The 18,737-nt window shown below is 39.5% G+C and carries 17 protein-coding genes; 11 read left to right on the forward strand and 6 right to left on the reverse strand.

Going from position 1 to position 18,737, the window contains the following annotated elements; all coding sequences use genetic code 11:
• The first annotated feature begins 5 nt into the window (after positions 1–5).
• Together kdsA and B4Z47_RS07290 are read left to right on the forward strand one after the other, a co-directional pair.
• A complete protein-coding gene (kdsA, locus tag B4Z47_RS07285) occupies positions 6–821 on the forward strand; it encodes a 3-deoxy-8-phosphooctulonate synthase (protein WP_070561091.1) in 816 nt (271 codons plus the stop codon).
• Between the two features lie 84 nt (positions 822–905).
• On the forward strand, positions 906–2,000 hold the full coding sequence (locus B4Z47_RS07290; RefSeq protein WP_115048825.1) for an SGNH/GDSL hydrolase family protein: 1,095 nt from the start codon (positions 906–908) through the stop codon (positions 1,998–2,000).
• A 140-nt stretch (positions 2,001–2,140) separates the two neighbouring features.
• Here the strand turns inward: B4Z47_RS07290 and B4Z47_RS07295 are convergent, their stop codons facing one another.
• Together B4Z47_RS07295 and B4Z47_RS07300 are read right to left on the reverse strand one after the other, a co-directional pair.
• Positions 2,141–3,439, reverse strand: a complete 1,299-nt coding sequence (locus B4Z47_RS07295; RefSeq protein WP_070561089.1) for a DEAD/DEAH box helicase — start codon at positions 3,437–3,439, stop codon at positions 2,141–2,143.
• 53 nt (positions 3,440–3,492) lie between these two features.
• Complete coding sequence (locus tag B4Z47_RS07300) at positions 3,493–3,822, reverse strand: DMT family transporter (RefSeq protein WP_070561088.1); 330 nt, start codon at positions 3,820–3,822, stop codon at positions 3,493–3,495.
• A gap of 250 nt (positions 3,823–4,072) precedes the next feature.
• Here B4Z47_RS07300 and B4Z47_RS07305 point away from each other — a divergent pair, with 250 nt between their 5' ends.
• The 6 genes from B4Z47_RS07305 (at position 4,073) to B4Z47_RS07330 (ending at position 11,468) form a co-directional block, all read left to right on the forward strand.
• A complete protein-coding gene (locus tag B4Z47_RS07305; protein WP_201639164.1) occupies positions 4,073–6,223 on the forward strand; it encodes a sensor histidine kinase in 2,151 nt (716 codons plus the stop codon).
• Positions 6,224–6,235: 12 nt separating this feature from the next.
• Positions 6,236–6,868 (forward strand): response regulator, encoded by a 633-nt coding sequence (locus tag B4Z47_RS07310; protein ID WP_070561086.1) that lies wholly within the window; start codon positions 6,236–6,238, stop codon positions 6,866–6,868.
• A 312-nt stretch (positions 6,869–7,180) separates the two neighbouring features.
• Entirely contained in the window at positions 7,181–8,461 is a 1,281-nt protein-coding gene (locus B4Z47_RS07315; RefSeq protein ID WP_115048823.1) for a hypothetical protein, read from the forward strand.
• A gap of 65 nt (positions 8,462–8,526) precedes the next feature.
• The gene (locus tag B4Z47_RS07320) at positions 8,527–9,531 is read left to right on the forward strand and encodes a YihY/virulence factor BrkB family protein (RefSeq protein ID WP_070561084.1); all 1,005 of its coding nucleotides are present in this window, start codon (positions 8,527–8,529) and stop codon (positions 9,529–9,531) included.
• 67 nt (positions 9,532–9,598) lie between these two features.
• Entirely contained in the window at positions 9,599–10,138 is a 540-nt protein-coding gene (locus tag B4Z47_RS07325) for a helix-turn-helix domain-containing protein (protein ID WP_070561083.1), read from the forward strand.
• A 106-nt stretch (positions 10,139–10,244) separates the two neighbouring features.
• Complete coding sequence (locus B4Z47_RS07330; protein ID WP_115048822.1) at positions 10,245–11,468, forward strand: retropepsin-like aspartic protease; 1,224 nt, start codon at positions 10,245–10,247, stop codon at positions 11,466–11,468.
• A gap of 65 nt (positions 11,469–11,533) precedes the next feature.
• Here the strand turns inward: B4Z47_RS07330 and B4Z47_RS07335 are convergent, their stop codons facing one another.
• Both B4Z47_RS07335 and B4Z47_RS07340 read right to left on the reverse strand, forming a co-directional pair.
• Positions 11,534–12,691, reverse strand: coding sequence for a Gfo/Idh/MocA family protein (locus B4Z47_RS07335; protein ID WP_115048820.1), 1,158 nt, complete (start codon positions 12,689–12,691; stop codon positions 11,534–11,536).
• Positions 12,692–12,725: 34 nt separating this feature from the next.
• The gene (locus tag B4Z47_RS07340) at positions 12,726–13,778 is read right to left on the reverse strand and encodes a sugar phosphate isomerase/epimerase family protein (protein ID WP_070561081.1); all 1,053 of its coding nucleotides are present in this window, start codon (positions 13,776–13,778) and stop codon (positions 12,726–12,728) included.
• Positions 13,779–14,126: 348 nt separating this feature from the next.
• Here B4Z47_RS07340 and B4Z47_RS07345 point away from each other — a divergent pair, with 348 nt between their 5' ends.
• Positions 14,127–15,815 (forward strand): GMC oxidoreductase, encoded by a 1,689-nt coding sequence (locus B4Z47_RS07345; RefSeq protein WP_115048818.1) that lies wholly within the window; start codon positions 14,127–14,129, stop codon positions 15,813–15,815.
• A gap of 21 nt (positions 15,816–15,836) precedes the next feature.
• Positions 15,837–16,406, forward strand: a complete 570-nt coding sequence (locus B4Z47_RS07350) for a gluconate 2-dehydrogenase subunit 3 family protein (protein WP_070561079.1) — start codon at positions 15,837–15,839, stop codon at positions 16,404–16,406.
• 37 nt (positions 16,407–16,443) lie between these two features.
• On the opposite strand, the gene B4Z47_RS07355 is transcribed toward B4Z47_RS07350, so the two are convergent.
• The gene (locus tag B4Z47_RS07355) at positions 16,444–16,980 is read right to left on the reverse strand and encodes a hypothetical protein (protein ID WP_139144872.1); all 537 of its coding nucleotides are present in this window, start codon (positions 16,978–16,980) and stop codon (positions 16,444–16,446) included.
• A 266-nt stretch (positions 16,981–17,246) separates the two neighbouring features.
• On the opposite strand from B4Z47_RS07355, the gene B4Z47_RS07360 reads away from it, so the two are divergent.
• The gene (locus B4Z47_RS07360; protein ID WP_046672841.1) at positions 17,247–18,269 is read left to right on the forward strand and encodes a bestrophin family protein; all 1,023 of its coding nucleotides are present in this window, start codon (positions 17,247–17,249) and stop codon (positions 18,267–18,269) included.
• A 6-nt stretch (positions 18,270–18,275) separates the two neighbouring features.
• On the opposite strand, the gene B4Z47_RS07365 is transcribed toward B4Z47_RS07360, so the two are convergent.
• On the reverse strand, positions 18,276–18,734 hold the full coding sequence (locus tag B4Z47_RS07365; RefSeq protein WP_070561076.1) for an Lrp/AsnC family transcriptional regulator: 459 nt from the start codon (positions 18,732–18,734) through the stop codon (positions 18,276–18,278).
• Positions 18,735–18,737: the final 3 nt, after the last annotated feature.

Raw genomic sequence — 18,737 nt, forward strand, 5'->3', positions numbered from 1 at the left:
ATTATATGATTAACAAATACATTCCCGAAATCAAGAATGGGACATCGCAGAATTTCTTTTTAATGGCGGGGCCATGTGCAATTGAAGGAGAAGAAATCGCTTTGCGTATTGCTGAAAAGATTGTTACAATTACAGATAAACTAAATATTCCGTACATTTTCAAGGGATCTTACCGTAAGGCCAATAGATCGCGGCTAGATTCATTTATGGGGATAGGTGATGAGAAAGCGTTGAAGATTTTAGAGAAAGTTGGGAAAACTTTTGGTGTACCGACGGTGACGGATATCCATGAGAGCCATGAGGCGGAAATGGCAGCCGCATACGTTGACGTTCTTCAAATTCCAGCATTTTTGTGCAGACAGACTGACTTATTAGTTGCAGCAGCAAAAACGAACAAGGTGGTCAATGTAAAGAAAGGTCAGTTTTTGAGTGCTGGATCTATGAAATTTGCAGTGGATAAGATCGTGGAATCTGGAAATGAGAAGGTTTTTTTAACTGATCGCGGTAATACTTTCGGCTATCAGGATCTCATTGTAGATTATCGCGGGATTCCCGAAATGCGTTCTTTTAACGTGCCCACAATAATGGACTGTACACATTCCTTACAACAACCGAATCAAACTTCTGGCGTAACAGGAGGGAAACCAGCATTAATTGAAACAATAGCCAAAGCTGCAATAGCGGTGGGAGCCGACGGCCTGTTTATAGAAACACATCCTGATCCGGCAAATGCGAAGTCTGATGGCGCCAATATGTTACATTTGGATTTACTTGAAGGCTTGATGGAAAAACTGGTCCGAGTTAGACAAGCTATTTTATAGTATAATAAATAAATCGCAATAGAAAGGAGCCAATAGGCTCCTTTTTTATAATCAATTACACCAAACTTAAAGCTAAATTATTGTATGTTCTCAAAAGTTGCATTGACAGCGTTTTTGTTGTTGTCTTTTTCTGCCATCAAAGCGCAGGAGAGTTATAGTTGGTTTTCTCCACTAGAAGATAAGCATGTGGAAGGTAGGCTGGAGAATCAGAAGCTTTCGGCCTTCAATAGACTTCCGGATGAACTGGAAAGCCAGGTACGTAAACCCGTATGGGAACTGGGGAAGAATAGTGCGGGATTCTATATTGACTTTCAAACTACTTCACCTGAGATTATGGTTCAATACCAAGTGGCTGGCGGTTTAAATATGCCCCATATGCCAACAACAGGTGTCAGTGGGCTTGATCTTTATGCTTATGATACTGTAAACAAGGAATGGAAATGGGCTTATGGCAATTATGATTTTTCGGATACCATTTCTTATACATGGAAGAATATAGGGCGCAATGGAAAATTTAATTACCGCTTATATCTTCCGCTATACAATACGGTTAAGTGGTTAAAGATTGGTGTGCCAAATACCGCTAAATTAACGTATACCCATACCACAGCAGCCAAACCTATTGTTGTGTATGGGACCTCGATTGGACAGGGGGCCTGTACCAGTCGCCCAGGCTTAGCTTGGACCAACCAAGTGGGACGTGCGTTTGACCATGAAATGATCAACTTATGCTTTTCTGGTAACGGTCGATTGGAACAACCGATTTTGGATGTGATGAATAGTGTAGATGCTGCCTGTTATGTGTTGGATTGTATTCCTAATCTTGCTATTTCAAAGTCGCTAACAGAAGAGCAATTGGATTCACTGTTGGTCAATGCGGTGACATTTTTAAGAAAAGAACATCCGACGACACCCATTATTTTGACACAGCATAGTTCGGGGAGCATAGCCGAAGTCTTTAATGAAGATAAAAATGCGGAATACCAGCAAAGTAGCCGTGTGCTGAAGGCGACTTTTGAAAAATTACAATCAAAAGGAATCCGTCAGCTTTTCTTATTGTCGAGTCAAGACCTTAATCTGGATCTGAATTCGACCGTTGACTACGCTCATCCAAATGATCAAGGTATGGAAAGAATCGCAAATGCGTATATTAAATTGTTGAAGAAAATTCTCAAGTAAACTACAGTCAACGAGGACTTCACCATAGCAGTATTTCGAATTTACCTCATCGAAGGGAAATTGTGTATGAAAAGGATTTGTTGATAAAATGATAACAGTATGCTGTTATTTAAAAAAGGGAAGTTTAAAACTTCCCTTTTTTATTTCTTTTTCATTTTCATGGTCATTTTTGCCTTTTCGCCACCGCCATAATTAAAAGTCTTGGCATTGCTTTCTTTCTTTTGGTGGAATGCGCCACCTCGGGAAAGATCTTCTTTATCTTCCTCCTTGCTCGACTTTTTCTTTTTATCGGTGATGGGATTATAGATTACAAGATCCTCTGGCAGTTCCAAAACATCCATTCTTTTACCGACAGCCTGTTCTATTTTTTTAACCATGGGTAATTCCAGATCTGTTGTGAAAGTCAACACGACTGATTCTTCATTTTCGTCATTTTTAACAAGATGATTTAAGAATTCCTCCTTTTCATTTGGTAACTCAAATTGAAAAATGAATGGAACAGCGGAAAGGTCTACATCGTTCGTATTTTCCCGTGCAATTATTAGGACACGAGATTGACTATTTTCCTTGAAATCTTCCATCGTCTCATAGCCAAAATCATCATAGAACAATGGATTGAGGATAGCAATTTCTTCTTTATTGCTACTGAACAAACTGCTGGCCAACTTTTGGGCAGTAAGCTTCGAATTTACAAAGACGACTACTTTTTGAAATACTTCTTTATCCTGCAACAGAAGATTTAATAAATTGATCTTTGTTGTGAAATTAGGAACATGATATAATAATAGATCTAGGGTGTCGACAGTGTCATTCTCAAGTTCATCTATTTCGACCGAGGCACAATTTTCATTCATGAAATTGTCGATCATGTCATAAAGTTTTTGGTGTTCAACAGTACTGAAAACTAAATGTTGTACTTTTCCGCAGCTTTCGGCTAATTCCCTTACCGTATTTTGCATTCCTTGTTTGATAATCTCTTCAGCATCATCGATAATCAGTGTCTGAATACGGTTGAGATTCAAAGCCAATTTAAGATAGATAGCTCTTGCACGATTTGGGGTAGCTACAACAATGTCTTTTCCATCAACCAGTTCTTCGATTTCTTCTTCCATGCTGCCTGAAGCCCGCAATCCAATGATGCGAAGATCTTTATTTTTGCTTAATTGATAGAATCTCTCAACAATTTCGTCGATACGTTCTTCATTAGGCGCCAAGATCAAAAACTTCGGAGCTTCATCTGTTGTGAATTTCAACTTCATCAAGGTAGATAAGACATAAGTTGTGGTTTTGCCTGCACCTTCTGGAGCGATGGCAATCACATCCTGTCCACCAAGAATTCTGGAAATGCATCTACTTTGAATTTCCTTTGGAGCAAGATAACCGAGTTCGGTCATCGTAGCATTCAATCTTTTGCTAAGTTTTAGTTTCTCTAACGACACGTATCCTTTTATTTATGTAAGTTACAAAAATACAAATTTTGATCTTAGATCAACTAATGTGCGCCCATTTTTGAAAACAGATTGATAATAATGACTCCAACAACAATCAAGACCATACCGATAATGGCTGCTGTATCGGGAATCTGTTTAAATAAGAACATACCAATAAGCGTAATGGCTACAATACCAACGCCAGACCAAATTGCGTAGGATATTCCGACGGGCAGGTATTTAAGTGTGATACTTAAAAAATAGAAGGCAATAATATAGCCTACAATACAGAGAATGGTAGGCTTTATAAGGGTAAAACCCGCAGACTTCTTGAGGAAAGTGGTTGCAAATATCTCTGCGGCTATAGCAAGAAAAAGATAGGTGTACTTCATTGTTACAAAGGTACAATTTTTTGCTCAGCAAGGTTCGGTTAATTAGGTCAATAACAGGGGGAAGTTAATTTATTTTCGAGACAACGAATTGCGTATAAGAGCAATTTTATCTATGTTTGGCCAATTCACATAGCTAGACGCTAGATTTGATTTTATGGGGCATGTTCGAACTTTTTGGAAATCTGTACTAATATTCTTTGTTTTATTGTGCTTTTGCGATGCTATTGTTGCGCAAGAACAGCTGCAAGATTTGCAGAAGTCGTATTACAGTCTTCCTTTAGGAAGTAAAGAACGGTTTGTGTTAACGGGTAAATATGCACAAGCCCTATATTTTAGTAATGAAAAAGCGCTGGCCAGTCAATTGCTTAATGATAATATTCAGTTGGCCAGAAATTATCCTGACAAGCAATATTATGCCTATTTGAATTGTATTGCTGCCATGAACAGTTTTAATGATCATGCATTTGAAAAATCACGCTATTATTTAGAACATGCTAAATCTGTACTCCCCATAGTTAACGATAATGGAATAAAGGGGTATGTGCATTATTGTGATGGATGGGTTATGACACGACAGAATAAAGAGGATGAGGCTGTTTCCCAATTCCATAAAGCAATTTCATTTTTAGAGAAGGCGCCACCGACTGAGGCAAATATCGCCCGAAAATTGGCAGTTTATAAGGAGCTTACAGCGATCTATGCAAACCAACGCAATTATGATTTTCAAGAAAAGTACACCACGCTTCTGCTGGAAACGGCGAAGGAAGGAAAGAATGTCAATAGCCTATTTGACGCTTACATGCAGGCTGGTTACCTATTTGAAGAGGAGTATAGATCCAATAATGCAGACCAAAATCTATTAAGGAAAGCTGAACAACACTATCTTGAGGCTTACAATTTGGTAGAAAAGAACGAGAAACATCTTGTTAATCCAACAGATTTAGCTTACGTTTCTGTTAATTTAGCGAATCTGTACCATGAGTTTTATCCAGAAAATGGTGGTAAAAAAGCAATATCATATGCGAAACAGGCCTTAGATATTGCTGCTGAAACGGGACAATATGCCATTACAATACCTGCTTACGGTATCCTCGCTGATGAATCTTTCAAAGTCGGACATCGAGAGGAAGGAAAAAAATATCTGCAGCAGGCACTGCACAATCTTCAAAGAGAGCCCCATTATGATTACCAAGTCGGGTTAAGCCTGTTTAGCAGACTGGCTGAAGTAAGTGTTGAAGAGGGTAAATATGAGGAAGCTTTCAATTATCAAAAAAGTTACATAGATGTATTTGAAAAAGCATTTAATTCGGATAAACTGGATAAGACGAAGCAACTTGAGCTAAAGTATGAGCGTGAATTGCAAAACCAAAAGTTAATGCGGCTTCGATTGGAAGGCGAGAAAAAGGAACAGCAGATCAAGCTGATGAAAGTCTTGAACGATAGACAACGTCAACTGGTGGAGAATTTGAAATTAAATGAACTCAATCGAACACAACAGCTCAAGGTACTCCAACTTGAACGGGATAAAAAGGAACAGGATTTGCAATTAAGCCAACTGGAAAATGAACAGCGCTTGCAAGAACTTGACGTGTCAAAAAAGCAAATTGCCTTTAAATCACGAATGAATTCAATTTATATTTGGTTGTTCGTCAGTTGTTTGGTTGTGATTGTTTTGCTGTTTTATGCGTATTGGCAACGTTCAAAGGCCTTGAAGCAGAAGGTTCATTTGCATGAACTGGAGATGGAAAAGAATAATCAACAACATGCTATTAAAAACCTGACTGCAATGTTGGCCGGGGAAGAGAAAGAGCGTACCCGTCTTGCTCGCGACCTGCATGATGGATTAGGAGGTTTGCTGTCAAGTACCAAATTGGGATTATCAGCCATAAATAAAAATGTATTGGAGCAGGAATCCATGAAAGAAGGAATCGATCGAAGTATTGATTTGCTGGACGGGGCTGTAGATGAACTTCGCCGGCTTGCACATAATCTTATGCCAGATTTAATTGTAAAATATGGTTTGAAAGAAACTTTAAGAGACTATGCAAACCGAATGAGTCAATCGACATGTCAAGTAGAATGTGAATTTTTACAATTTGAATCAACCTTAAGCACGGAACAGGAAATTTCTTTGTACAGAATTATTCAAGAATTGGTGAATAACGCGTTGAAACATGCTAATGCGGCCAACATTTTAATACAGCTTTCTTCACATAATAAACGTTTACATATTACTATTGAAGATGATGGCAAGGGTTTTGATATGGAAAGTGTCGATTTGCAGCACTCTGCGGGAATGCATAATGTGCGGTCAAGACTTTCGTTTCTACACGGGGAAATGAAGGTTATGTCGGAGAATGGAGCGGGTACAACCATAGAATTGGAATTACCTATGATTTAACTTTTTGGAAAAATGATAAAAATAGCGATTACAGACGATCACCCTTTGCTACTTGAGGGATTGAAAAACATTATAAATGCGCATGAAGATTTTGAAGTTGTGGGCATGTATTCCAGCGCCACTGAACTGTTCCATCGTATTCCTGCTGATATGCCATTGGTATTGCTGCTCGATATCAATCTGCCGGATGCTAACGGTATTGATTTGGTTAAAGGTCTAAAGGAAAGCAATAAGGATTTGAAAATTATTGCGTTTAGTGTACATAATGAATTTGCAGTGATTAACAGCATTTTAAATGAGGGTGCCAATGCCTATCTACAGAAAAATGCAAATGGTGATGAAATAATTGCTGCCATTTCCGCTGTTCTTGTCGGCAAAAGGTATCTCTGTGAGAAAACGCAGGCGATCCTGAACAAGAAGGTGGAAATGGGGCTTAAGCAGGTGCCAAAATTGACACGTCGCGAGAAAGAGGTGCTTACTTTCGTGGCGCAAGGAATGACAACAAATCAAATTGCCGATTCATTGTTTATCAGTTCACATACGGTAGAGAGCCATCGCAAAAATCTAATGGAAAAATTTCAAACCAAAAGTGTTACTGCGGCAGTAAAATCGGCTATAGAATACGGATTAATTCGGGAAGCCTAATTAGACTCCCCAATTCCCTGATTTCAGGGATGAAAAGATCCCCAGGCATTTGATACTTTTGCTATTATTGATTTTAAAATAGAAGGTATCAAGTGCATTGCTGAAACCTAGTTTTTACGCTCTTTTCAGAGAAGGTATTGTTTCAGCCTTTGATTCATTGATCTATTTTAAATCGAATAGGTTTCAGAACAAAATTTCAAATCTAGGATTTTCTTAAGGAGCTCAATACTGCGGAATCTAATTTCTTAGTTGAGGGGTCTGTCAGATAGTTCTTTACGAGATAAACTACCAAAAATTACTGATTCAATTGTTATGATTAAAAAAATAATGCTTTGGACGATAGCTGTCCTCGTACTGTTGGCGATTGTCGCCTGGGGCGGATATATACTACGACAGCAAGAATCCTATAAATCATTGGTCCATAAAAAAAGTAAGGCTTTGTTGACCATATCATTGGATGATATCCTGCTGAATCAGTTTTTTAATAAATGGCAGTCAGCGCCGAAAGAGGGACAGGATTTTGGCAAAAAACTAAGTAAACTCAAAGATAATGGTATTGATATAAAAGCGAATGTATTTCTTTTTGCTTTGGAACCGCATCCAAAAAACTTTTATGCTTTTTTTCAGCTAAAAAATAAACAACAATTTTTGACCTTTCTAAAGGATGTATTACAGGTTGGTGCGGTGGAAAGTAATCTCGCCCCTGATGTGAGCTATGCCTATCATCAACCGAGTAAAATCGCCTTTATCTGGAAAGGGGATGATCTGCTGCTAGGTCTAGGCTTTGATCTTGATACAAAGAAGGAAGAAATGCTTCAGCTAATTCAATCAAAAGAGGACCGGGTTACCATAGAACAATTTATCAACCGTCCAAGCACGTTGACCGGAAAATCACTGCGTTATAGCAATATTTCAACAGATAATTTTATCGAACTTGATTTGAAAGGAGACCATGTCGAAGTATCCGGCGAATTTTTCTCAACAGATTGGAATTTTCCAAAGGAATATCTTGTGAGAGAACTCGCTTCCGCAAAATACATTGGTAAAGCTTGGATCAATATACCCAATAGTCAATTTAAAAATCAGCTAAAACAACTACTTAGTGAACTCCCTTTAGCCGCCGATTCTATTATAACACATTTGGATGGAAATTACGTCGATATTGAAATTTTGAAAAATAAGGTCATTCAAACAGATACCATTATAAATTATGCGGTTGATGAAAATTTTGAAACGATCGAAGAGAAAACACCGTACGAAACGAAAGTTCCGGATGTAAGAATAGCCATGCGTGGAGATAGCGACATGAGTAGATTCCTCCCCAATAAATTATTTTATCACTGGTTTCAAAAACAAGATAAGGGATTTAGTTTGCTGTCCACATCAAAGGATATTGATAAACTTAACGTAGCTTACAATAAGACGGTTGAACTATCCCATGTGGCAGTTCATTTGGCGGATTGGCCAAATGAGGCTAAAATATCACCGATTCTATTATTGAAAACGATCGCGTCAGACATTACGCTGAGCCTTAAAGTTGCAGACCACAATCGCTTGGTTCTCCAGGGAACAATAGGAGACTACTCGCATTAAAACGCGTTAACGACAAACATTCTTAGCTTCTCAATGGTTTGTTTTGGAGTACAAAGTACAAGAACATGGATAAACGAACTAAAAGTAGAAGTAAGGTGAAAACCTATTGGCGAATTTTAAAGAGTACGGTGGCTGGATTTTTGAATGAGGATTCGATGAAATATAGTGCTTCATTATCTTATTATACTGTTTTCTCTATTGGTCCTATATTGGTTTTAATGATTGCCTTAGCTGGAATTTTTTATGGTGAGGATGCGATTGAAGGGAAAGTATTCCTGGAACTCCGCGGTTTGGTGGGAAGCAATGCTGCAAAACAGATTCAAGAAGTTATTCAGAATTTGCAGCTTTCGGGAAAATCAAACCTGGCGTTGCTTATCAGTAGCATTACATTGGTTTTAGGAGCAACGACGGTTTTTGGGGATATACAGAATTCGATTAACAAAATTTGGCACGTAAGGGCAAAGCCGAAAAAAGGCTGGTTAAAATTGATTCAGGATAGATTGTTATCTTCGTCTTTGGTGATTGGATTGGGCTTTTTATTAGTCGTTACACTCATCGTAAATGGTGTAATATTGGCGTTGACAGATCAGCTACAGCATTATTTCCCGGACGTGACCGTAATGTTAATGGATGGGATTAACTTTGCATTGTCTTTTGGAATTATATTCTTGTTATTTAGTGTCATATTTAAAGCACTTCCGGATGTAAATATTCACTGGCGGACCGTACGGGCGGGTGCCTTATTTACGTCAATTTTATTTGTATTGGGACGTTATTTAATTGGAGTCTATCTGGAGCATTCTGCAACCCAAGATACCTATGGTGCGGCAGGTTCATTTGTGTTGATCTTACTTTGGGTCTACTACACAGCAGCTATTTTATATTTTGGTGCGATCTATACAAGGGAGTACGCCACTGTCATGGGCATCCCTATTGAACCCTCGCAATATGCCGTGCATGTTGAAACGCAGGAAATTGAGCGTAATGTAACCGAAATACCTCCGGCCCCGTTAACACAAGAGGAGCAGACGATTACCGAAGAGGATACTACGATCCCCAAGAAAGCATAAACATTAGATTTACTGAATTCTTACCACCCAATTCTGTAAATTTGATGGTAAGATCGATCTATTGTTTATGAACAAATTACAATCATTACGTGAGAAACTCAATTTAACACAAGAGGAACTAGCGCAAAAATCAAATATTTCAGTAAGAACAATTCAGCGGATTGAAGCGGGGCAGTCGCCAAAGGGTTACACCCTTCGCGCACTTGCACAGGCATTGAATGTGGAGGAATCGGAGTTTTCTGCGTATGATATACCTCTTGAGTCAGAAAACTTGAGATGGATCAAGATTATCAACCTGTCTTCCTTACCCTTTTCTATATTGCCACCATTAAATATTTTGGTACCTGTCGCAATTATGCTCTTCAAAAAACAGCATTCATATAAAGTTCGCCAGTTAATCTCAATTCAAATCGTATCGACTTTAATTGCTGTTTTACTGATGCTTATTATTTTTATACTGAACGATTGGGTAGGTATTAAAAGCAATGTGAAATTGCTTATTCCGTTATGTTGGATACTTATGAATATAATCATTATACTGCGAAATGCGATTGGATTAAATAAAGCTGGGCATGCACGTATTTTGCCCGATATAAGTATATTATAGGTGCTTTTATACAATTGTCGGCTAGCTGTCGGGACATTGTCGGGCTGTAAAAGGGTATTCTTCGTCTGGTATTTTTTTTCTTTGATCTTCAAAAAAATGCAAAATTATGAAAACAGACAATCAAAAGAAGAAACGCCATATTGCCTTGGCTACCTTTGCTATTATTCTTTCTTTTTTTACGATGACGAACGTCTTTCCGCAAGCTAAGATTCCTTTGATCAAAGCTTCATCTGAGAAAGCCGGTATTACAGATGGCGCCTATTGCCATGTTGACTGGAAATTAGATCCCAAGGCAGATCCCGACGTCTATTTCGTAAATATTCCAACAAAAGAAAGTACAGTTGTTTTTAAAACAGATCAGGAGGAATTGACTATGATGACTAAACCCGGGTCGATGTATGATTTCATAGTACTATTGAATGGAACGGATTCTTGTCACGTTCGTATAAGCGCTCAATTACCGCCGGATCTACCCACAATGGATAATAGTAATTTATTTCCGATGCGGATACCGTTTCGTCTTATTGGCTCACGGATTTTCCTGAACGGTACAATTAACAAAAAAGACGTTCCGATACAGTTTGATTTAGGAGCTGGAACTGGCGTTGTTAATAGAAATAACGCAAAGCAGCTGGATTTATCATTTTCATCGTTTACGACAGTTGCGAATACCGACGGGCTTAATAACGAGCGGACAAGTCTGGGCAATGAATTGCATATTGGGCCGATTGTTTGGAAAAACGTGTCAGTGACTGAGGTCGGTAATATGAAGCCTTTTGAAGATCTTATTATTGGCAACAGTTTCTTTCGAAATCACATTATTGAAATCGATTATGATAAAATGGAATTGGTAATTCATCGCGATCTCCCCACTAAAGCAAAGAAGTATACAAAGCTTCCAGTATACTATGAGCAAAACCGACCCAAGTTTAAAGCTGCTTTTAGACATAACCAACAAGACTACGATTTTTGGTTCCTTTTTGATACAGGTCGTGATGGTACGATGCTGTTAGGGGAAGATTTTACCGGTATAGATCATAATTGGACCGATCTAACGCCGCTTACCATGATCAGTAACCGTAAGATTATCCGTTTGGATGCTTCAATAGCTGGTGTGGAGTTTAAAGATATTGTGACGAATGCCGCTGATCCGGCCAAGCCCAATGGCAGACCAAGCCTGTTCGGAAATCAGATTCTGAACCATTTTAATGTCATTTTGGATAATCAGGAAGGATTTCTTTATCTGAAACCAAACAGCAGGATCAAGGAACCTTATTCAAACTATGAGGGCTATTTGAAACAGATGTCTCAGTCAATGCAGAAAAATTAAAGTGAGCAGCCAATGCCGTTTGTTCAGGGAGCAAATGACATTGGCTACTTATGGTAAGTATGTATCTAACGAATAAAATCGGTCCATTTCTGTTCGGATTTTCCCGAGGCAATTACAGTTTCTAGAAACTTCATGCCACGCAGACCATCAGCTACAGTTGGAAAATCAGTATCTTCTTCTCGCGGCTCTATACCTTGCATTGATGCCAATAGTGTGGCTGCAAAATTTCTATAAATATTGGCAAATGCTTCGATATATCCTTCGGGGTGACCGGCCGGTAGACGAATGTTATGTTTGGCGATTGGTGAAAGGTACTGCTGACCTGCACGAAATAGCTGGATTGGCGCATCGAGCTGTTTAAAGATGAGTGTATTTGCATCCTGCTGGTTCCATTCCAATCCCCCAAGTTCACCATATACTATAATTTTTAACGCATTTTCTTCTCCTGCAGCAACTTGGGATGCCGATAGTACGCCGGTGGCTCCATTCTCAAATCCAAGTAATATGTTGCCGTCATCTTCAAGTTTTCTTCCGGTCACAAATGTTTGAAGATCGGCACACATTTTAGTGATTTTTAAACCGGAGATATATTCCGCTAGGTGGGCAGCATGTGTCCCAATATCGCCCATACAACCACTTTTTCCGCTCTTTTCCGGATCTGTCCGCCAGAAGGCCAGAGAAGGACTATTTTCGATCATCTTACTTAGCCATCCCTGCGGATACTCGACCATAATTTTTCTAATCGAACCTAATTGGCCCTCTTTGACAAGATGACGGGCTTGTTTCACCATCGGATAGGCAGAGTAGGTGTATGTGACACAGAGTATTAGTCCAGTTTCCGCTACTTTTTGTTGGAGCAATTCGGCCTGTTCTGTTGTCAGAGTCATCGGCTTTTCAAGCACGACATGGAAGCCATGTTCCAGCGCCATCATTGCTGGTTCGAAATGAGCAAAATTGGGCGTGACGATACTCACAAAGTTCATGCGATCATCCGCCGGACGTTTACTTTCCTCGACAATCATTTCCCGATAACTTCCATAGCTCCTTTCCTCTGGAAGCCCTAAAAGCGCAGCGGATTCTTTTGCGACAAGTGGATCAGCACTCAGTGCTCCGCAACATAATTCAATCAGACCGTCAATTCCAGTAGCCATGCGATGTACAGCCCCTATAAATGCATTTTTTCCACCGCCGATCATGCCCATTTTTAGTTTTGTATTGCGCATAAAGTTGATTTTTTAATGAGGATATCTTTCGTATTTACAAACCCAATAGTTTGCGGTTAAGGCTATCATTGGTTTCGACGGCAGCAAAATTATCGAACGCCTTATCAGTAACACGGATAATATAGTCTTTAATATGTAGCGCGCCTTCCCGTGCACCATCTTCAGCATTTTTGAATGCACATTCCCATTCCAGTACTGCCCAGCCTTGATAATCATATTGTGTGAGTTTGGTAAATATGGATTTGAAATCCACTTGTCCATCACCAATTGATCTAAAACGACCTGCTCTTGACTGCCAGCTCTGGAAGCCACCATAGACGCCCTGACGACCAGAAGGATTGAATTCAGCATCTTTAACATGGAACATTTTAATTCGTTTATGGTAAATGTCGATGAATTGAAGATAGTCAAGACATTGAAGGACAAAATGGGAGGGATCATAGAGAATGTTTGCCCGCTTGTGATAATTTACATTTTCGAGAAATAAGTCAAAAGTAGCACCGTCATGGAGATCTTCTCCAGGGTGTAATTCATAGCATAGGTCGACATCATACAGGTCACATTCATCAAGAATGGGTAACCATAATTTTGCAAGCTCAGCAAAACCTGTTTCGATCAACTTCGCGGGTCTTTGTGGCCAAGGGTATATAAATGGCCATAGAAAGGCTCCACTAAAGGTCGCCAGCGCTTTAAGCCCGAGATTGTGGGAAGCTCGTACGGCATATTTTAATTGCTGGATCGCCCACTGTTGTCGTGCTTGAGGATTACCATGTAAATGCTGTGGTGCAAATGCATCAAATAGATCATCGAAACTTGGATTTACAGCCACTAATTGCCCTTGGAGATGGGTTGAGAGTTCGGTAATTTCCAATCCGAAAGACTGTACTTTCGCTTTTAGATCAATTGCATAGCTTTTATCGAGCGCTGCTTTTTCTAGATCGATAAAACGGGCATCCAAGGTGGGCAGTTGTATACCCTTATAGCCAAGTGCTGCAGCCCACTGGCAGATAGAGTCCAAGGAGTTAAATGGCGCTTCATCACCGATAAACTGCGCGAGGAAGATGGCAGGGCCTTTAATTGTTGTCATATGTATTGCGTTTAGAAAAAGACTACGTTATGTACAAAACAGATCCATATTCCAATACGTTTAAAGAAATGGCTGCGTCTGTCGTTTATACTATTATAATTTGGTTATCCAAGCTACCTGCTTGTTTAATACAATATTACAAAAATTTGCAACCGGTTGCAATAAAATCAAAAAAAACCTTAAACTTGTCTAGACGATCCATTCTTACGCTTTCCAAATGATATAAGAATGTCTCGTCTAAACAAGTAAAGCTATCAGGCACCAGTGTGGCGCTTGATTGTGGAGAAGACTTGATTTGAGCGGGAAATTTCCCCTCGAGTAATAACCCAATAAACCAATTATAAATAAATGGCAAATAATGTTTATGATGCAATTGTCATCGGGTCTGGGATCACAGGTGGCTGGGCAGCCAAGGAGCTAACAGAGCGTGGACTTAAAACCATAATGTTAGAAAGAGGACGCAATATTGAGCATATCAAAGATTACCCATCACCCAATAAAGATCCATGGGATTTTCCGCATCGGGGCCGGGTGCCATTGGATCGCGCCCAGCACTACCTACCTTTTGGAATTAAAAATCAATGGATGAATGAAGGGAACATCGACTTTTGGACTAATGAGACAGAGAGTCCGTATAAGGAGATAAAACCCTTTAATTGGTTCCGGGGTTATCACGTTGGCGGGCGTTCGCTTATGTGGGGACGGCAGAGTTATCGTTGGTCGGATGTTGATTTTGAAGCAAATAGCAGAGAGGGACATGGCATTGACTGGCCCGTACGTTATAAAGAAATAGCACCTTGGTATAGTCACGTTGAAAAATTTGCCGGCATTTCGGGTAATAGAGACGGTATAGCGGTGTTGCCTGATGGTGAATTTATGCCACCCATGGACATGAATATCGTGGAAAAAGACCTTGCCGCACGCTTAAAATCGCATTATCAGGGAAAACGACATTTTATAATTGGCCGGGTAGCCAACATAACAGTGCCCCACCATGGCCGTGTTAATTGCCAATACCAAAATAAATGTTGGTTGGGTTGCAATTTCGGCGCTTACTTTAGCACACAATCTGCAACATTGCCTGCAGCAGTGAAGACAGGGAACCTTACCTTACGGCCATTTTCAATTGTAAAGAGTATTATTTACGATCGTGATACCCAGAAAGCTAAAGGAGTAGAAATTGTTGATGCGGAGACGAATCAAACCTATGAGTATTTTGCTAAAATCGTCTTTGTATGTGCTTCAACGTTAAATTCCACCTGGGTATTAATGAATTCCGCTACCAATGTATGGGAGGGTGGGCTTGGAAGCAGTAGTGGTGAACTGGGACATAACCTAATGGATCACATGTTAAATAGTGGGGCTGGGGGAAGAGTAGAGGGATTTGAGGATAAATATATTTTTGGACGACGGGCCAATGGATTATATGTGCCCCGATTTGCCAATATTGCCGGCGATACCAAGAGGAGAGATTACGTCCGTGGTTTTGGCTATCAGGGTGGGGCTTCGAGGGGACAATGGTCGGGTAAGGTCGATAATAAGAGCGTGGGCGGCGCTTGGAAAGATGCTATCGCCGAGCCGGGCAGCTGGGGAGTGGGTTTCAGCGCGTTTGGTGAAATACTCCCATATCACGAAAATAAAGTCCTATTGGATTCATCGGTAAAAGATAAATGGGGACTTCCCGTATTGGCAATAGACGCAGAGATTAAGGATAACGAGCGGAAAATAAGGGTTGATGCAAGCAATGAAATGAAGGAAATGTTAGAATCTATCGGTGTCAAAGACGTAACAACCTACGATAACGGGTTTAGTATGGGACAGGGAATTCATGAAATGGGAACAGCACGAATGGGAAATGATCCGAAAACCTCGGTATTAAACAAATTTAACCAAGTATGGGATGCTAAAAATGTTTTTTTGACAGATGGGGCCTTTATGACTTCTTCTTCCTGTGTGAATCCATCGCTTACCTATATGGCATTTACAGCTAGGGCAGTAGATTTTGCTGTAAATGAATTAAAAAAAGGGAATCTTTAATTATTTTATGATGTAATAGTTATGAATAGACGAGAAGCAATACAACGTGTAGCCATGCTCATGGGCGGAACAGTTATTGGTGCTTCATTATTTTTGGAAGGATGCCAAAGGTCTGCTTCGAAAGATATAGAAATGCTCTTTGATTCAAAATCAATCGATTTTTTGGGTGATCTCGCTGAGGCCATTCTTCCTAAAACCACTACACCGGGGGCGAAGGAAGCTGGTGTAGGTTCTGAGATTCCCGTTCTGGTGCGAGACTGCTATAAACCTGAAGAACAGCAGGTCTTTCTGGCTGGAACAGCCGGAATTGACGAACGTGCCAAGAAAGAATTTGGACGCAATTTTCAGCAACTCGAAAAGAAAGACCAAACGGCCTTTGTCGATATTTTGGACAAGGAAGCGCAGGATTATGACGAAAAGAAATCCGCTAACGATCTACCTCATTTTTTCACACTGTTTAAACAGCTTACTCTCCTTACATTTTTTAGCTCAAAATTGGGAGCCACGGAAGTATTCCGTTATGTGAAAATCCCAGGGAAATATGATGGCGATTTCCCTTATCAAAAGGGTGACCATGCCTGGGCAACCTAGCTAAAAATCGTATAAATTTAATATTGACCCCTTGTCCTTAATTGGCAGCGGGGTCAATTAAAGAGGTTGTCAAGCCTATGAACTTTAACAAATTTTTGCTATCGAAAAGTAGAGTTGTAAAATGTGTCCCTGTTTTCATCGTCAGTCTGGTACCGCCCGGAAACGAGCTTCCCGCATCAAGTTTTTGCTTTTTGACATGGTGTTGGCTGAATTTTGAAAGAGCCTCTTTGACTGTTGTTTTATTGATCGCCAGATCAAAAGGTAATCCTTCGACAATCAAAAACTTGTCTTCTGGTATATCAAAAAATAGTTCATTGACGGATTTATCAGCCCCATAATTGCTATAAAGTTCTAAACCGGATTTTGTGATCCATTTTGCATACTTTTCTTCGTTGGCATCTTCATAGAATTCTGTTTTCACATTCAATGTAGCAGCAATTTTATCCACTGTCTGTGGAAATACAAATTCACTGTTTTTATTTAACAATGATTTTAAGTCGGCTTTATTCTGCGCGAAAGTCGTTGCCGCAAAAAGGAAAAGACCTATATTTAATGTTAGTGCTTTTATCTTCATCGTATCTTTGTTATATCTTTGGCAATTGTTTTTATCCGTAAGATTAAAATTAATCAAATACATAAAAAAATACAATAGTTCTTTATACTTGTTTTATTAATCAGTAATGGAATGATGGTAATGTTGTTGTAGTTGTTGTACCTATCTATCGCGCTGAAATTAGTTGATCAAATATCGTTATGCCGAAAACAATTTGAAGTATTGGACAGTTACAATTTAAATTGTACTTTCATAGCGTTTTTAATAAAGGAAGATATTTACTTTTTATGATCACAACCAAGTATTTCAACTATCGACAAATATTTAATTTAGCGGGCGCACATTTAATATGGCTGACGCTTTGGTGTTCTTTGGTGGCGGTCATTTATTATTTTTTCAATTGGCAGTGGATGATAATTCCGTGGGTGCCATTGGCATTAATCGGAACGGCCGAATCTTTTTACGTTGGTTTTAAAAATAATCAAGCCTATGACAGGCTTTGGGAAGCCCGAAAAATCTGGGGTGGAATTGTCAATTCAAGTCGTTCGTTCACGGCTATGTTATATGCTTTTGATACCCAAGACGGTGATCATACCGATTTGGAGGAACGGAGGAAAAGAATCGCCTATCGTCACATTGCCTGGCTCTATACTTTTCGTGAGCAGTTGTTGGTCCCGACAGAGTGGGAGCATATCAGCATGAAAAAACATTTTGGTTCAATGAATGTGAAACGGAACAGGTTGATAAAGGCTGGCTTTCCAGATTATAGTAGAACTTCGATTTTTTTGCGTAAATATCTTTCTGCGGAGGAGTTTAAGTTGCAGAGCGAATATAAAAATTTTGCGACTTATTTGATTTCTAAACAAGCAAAAGAAGTGAATGCGTTGAAAAATGATCAGATTATTTCGGATTTTAACCAAACGCAACTGCAGAATTGCCTGAATCAATTTTACGATTATCAAGGACAGGCAGAAAGGATCAAAAAATTTCCATCACCTAGGCAGTTTGCCAGTACAGCCTTTGTCTTCAATGTTATTTTAATCATTCTACTTCCTTTGGGCCTCGTGAATGAATTTGCGAAATTAGGGGACTGGGGTATCTGGACCAGTATTCCTTTTTGTGTGGTCATAGGATGGATTTATATTGTGATGGAATTGGTCGGCGATTATACCGAAAATCCTTTTGGAGGTCTGATGTTTGATGTACCGATGCTTTCCATTTGTAGGACCATTGAAATTGATTTATTGCAGATGGTGGGAGATGAGGATCTTCCGGAAGCTATTGCATCGAAAAACGGTGTGTTGGTTTAGAACTTCTTACAGATCTATTACCAATGTATTTTTTACCTCAGCGATCATAAAGGAACTGTGGGTGCTTGCAATGTGCTGTAAGCTAGTTAGTTTTGTTAACATGAAGCTGCGATAGTCTGCCATGTCCTTGACACAAATCTTGAGGATATAGTCGTAGTCGCCACTCACGTGAAAACACTCGGTTACCTCTTGAAGGTTCATGACCTCTTTTTCAAACTGTAAAATATACTCCTTTTTGTGCTGTGTTAATTTTACGTGGCATAATACGAGGAAATCTTTTGCTATCTTCTTTTTATCAAGTATGGCGACATAGCCTGCGATAATTCCCGTATTTTCGAGCTTGCGGACTCTCTCATAGACTGCTGTCACGGACAAGTTCAGCTTGTAGGACAGTTCTTTGGTCGTTTGTTTCGCATCTTCTTGGAGAAAACGCAATAACTTAAGGTCAATTTCGTCAAAGTGCATAGA

It is taken from the genome of Sphingobacterium sp. UBA2610, from assembly GCF_002339225.1.
GTDB classification, from domain to species: domain Bacteria; phylum Bacteroidota; class Bacteroidia; order Sphingobacteriales; family Sphingobacteriaceae; genus Sphingobacterium; species Sphingobacterium multivorum.

Bases quoted from the DNA above. Each gene is read 5' to 3' on its own strand.
- B4Z47_RS07365 (WP_070561076.1), bottom strand. From the start codon at position 18,734: ATGCACTTTGACGAAATTGACCTTAAGTTATTGCGTTTTCTCCAAGAA.
- B4Z47_RS07325 (WP_070561083.1), top strand. From the start codon at position 9,599: ATGAACAAATTACAATCATTACGTGAGAAACTCAATTTAACACAAGAG.
- kdsA (WP_070561091.1), top strand. From the start codon at position 6: ATGATTAACAAATACATTCCCGAAATCAAGAATGGGACATCGCAGAAT.
- B4Z47_RS07360 (WP_046672841.1), top strand. From the start codon at position 17,247: ATGATCACAACCAAGTATTTCAACTATCGACAAATATTTAATTTAGCG.
- B4Z47_RS07290 (WP_115048825.1), top strand. From the start codon at position 906: ATGTTCTCAAAAGTTGCATTGACAGCGTTTTTGTTGTTGTCTTTTTCT.
- B4Z47_RS07330 (WP_115048822.1), top strand. From the start codon at position 10,245: ATGAAAACAGACAATCAAAAGAAGAAACGCCATATTGCCTTGGCTACC.
- B4Z47_RS07320 (WP_070561084.1), top strand. From the start codon at position 8,527: ATGGATAAACGAACTAAAAGTAGAAGTAAGGTGAAAACCTATTGGCGA.
- B4Z47_RS07335 (WP_115048820.1), bottom strand. From the start codon at position 12,691: ATGCGCAATACAAAACTAAAAATGGGCATGATCGGCGGTGGAAAAAAT.
- B4Z47_RS07345 (WP_115048818.1), top strand. From the start codon at position 14,127: ATGGCAAATAATGTTTATGATGCAATTGTCATCGGGTCTGGGATCACA.
- B4Z47_RS07355 (WP_139144872.1), bottom strand. From the start codon at position 16,980: ATGAAGATAAAAGCACTAACATTAAATATAGGTCTTTTCCTTTTTGCG.
- B4Z47_RS07310 (WP_070561086.1), top strand. From the start codon at position 6,236: ATGATAAAAATAGCGATTACAGACGATCACCCTTTGCTACTTGAGGGA.
- B4Z47_RS07315 (WP_115048823.1), top strand. From the start codon at position 7,181: ATGATTAAAAAAATAATGCTTTGGACGATAGCTGTCCTCGTACTGTTG.
- B4Z47_RS07300 (WP_070561088.1), bottom strand. From the start codon at position 3,822: ATGAAGTACACCTATCTTTTTCTTGCTATAGCCGCAGAGATATTTGCA.
- B4Z47_RS07340 (WP_070561081.1), bottom strand. From the start codon at position 13,778: ATGACAACAATTAAAGGCCCTGCCATCTTCCTCGCGCAGTTTATCGGT.
- B4Z47_RS07350 (WP_070561079.1), top strand. From the start codon at position 15,837: ATGAATAGACGAGAAGCAATACAACGTGTAGCCATGCTCATGGGCGGA.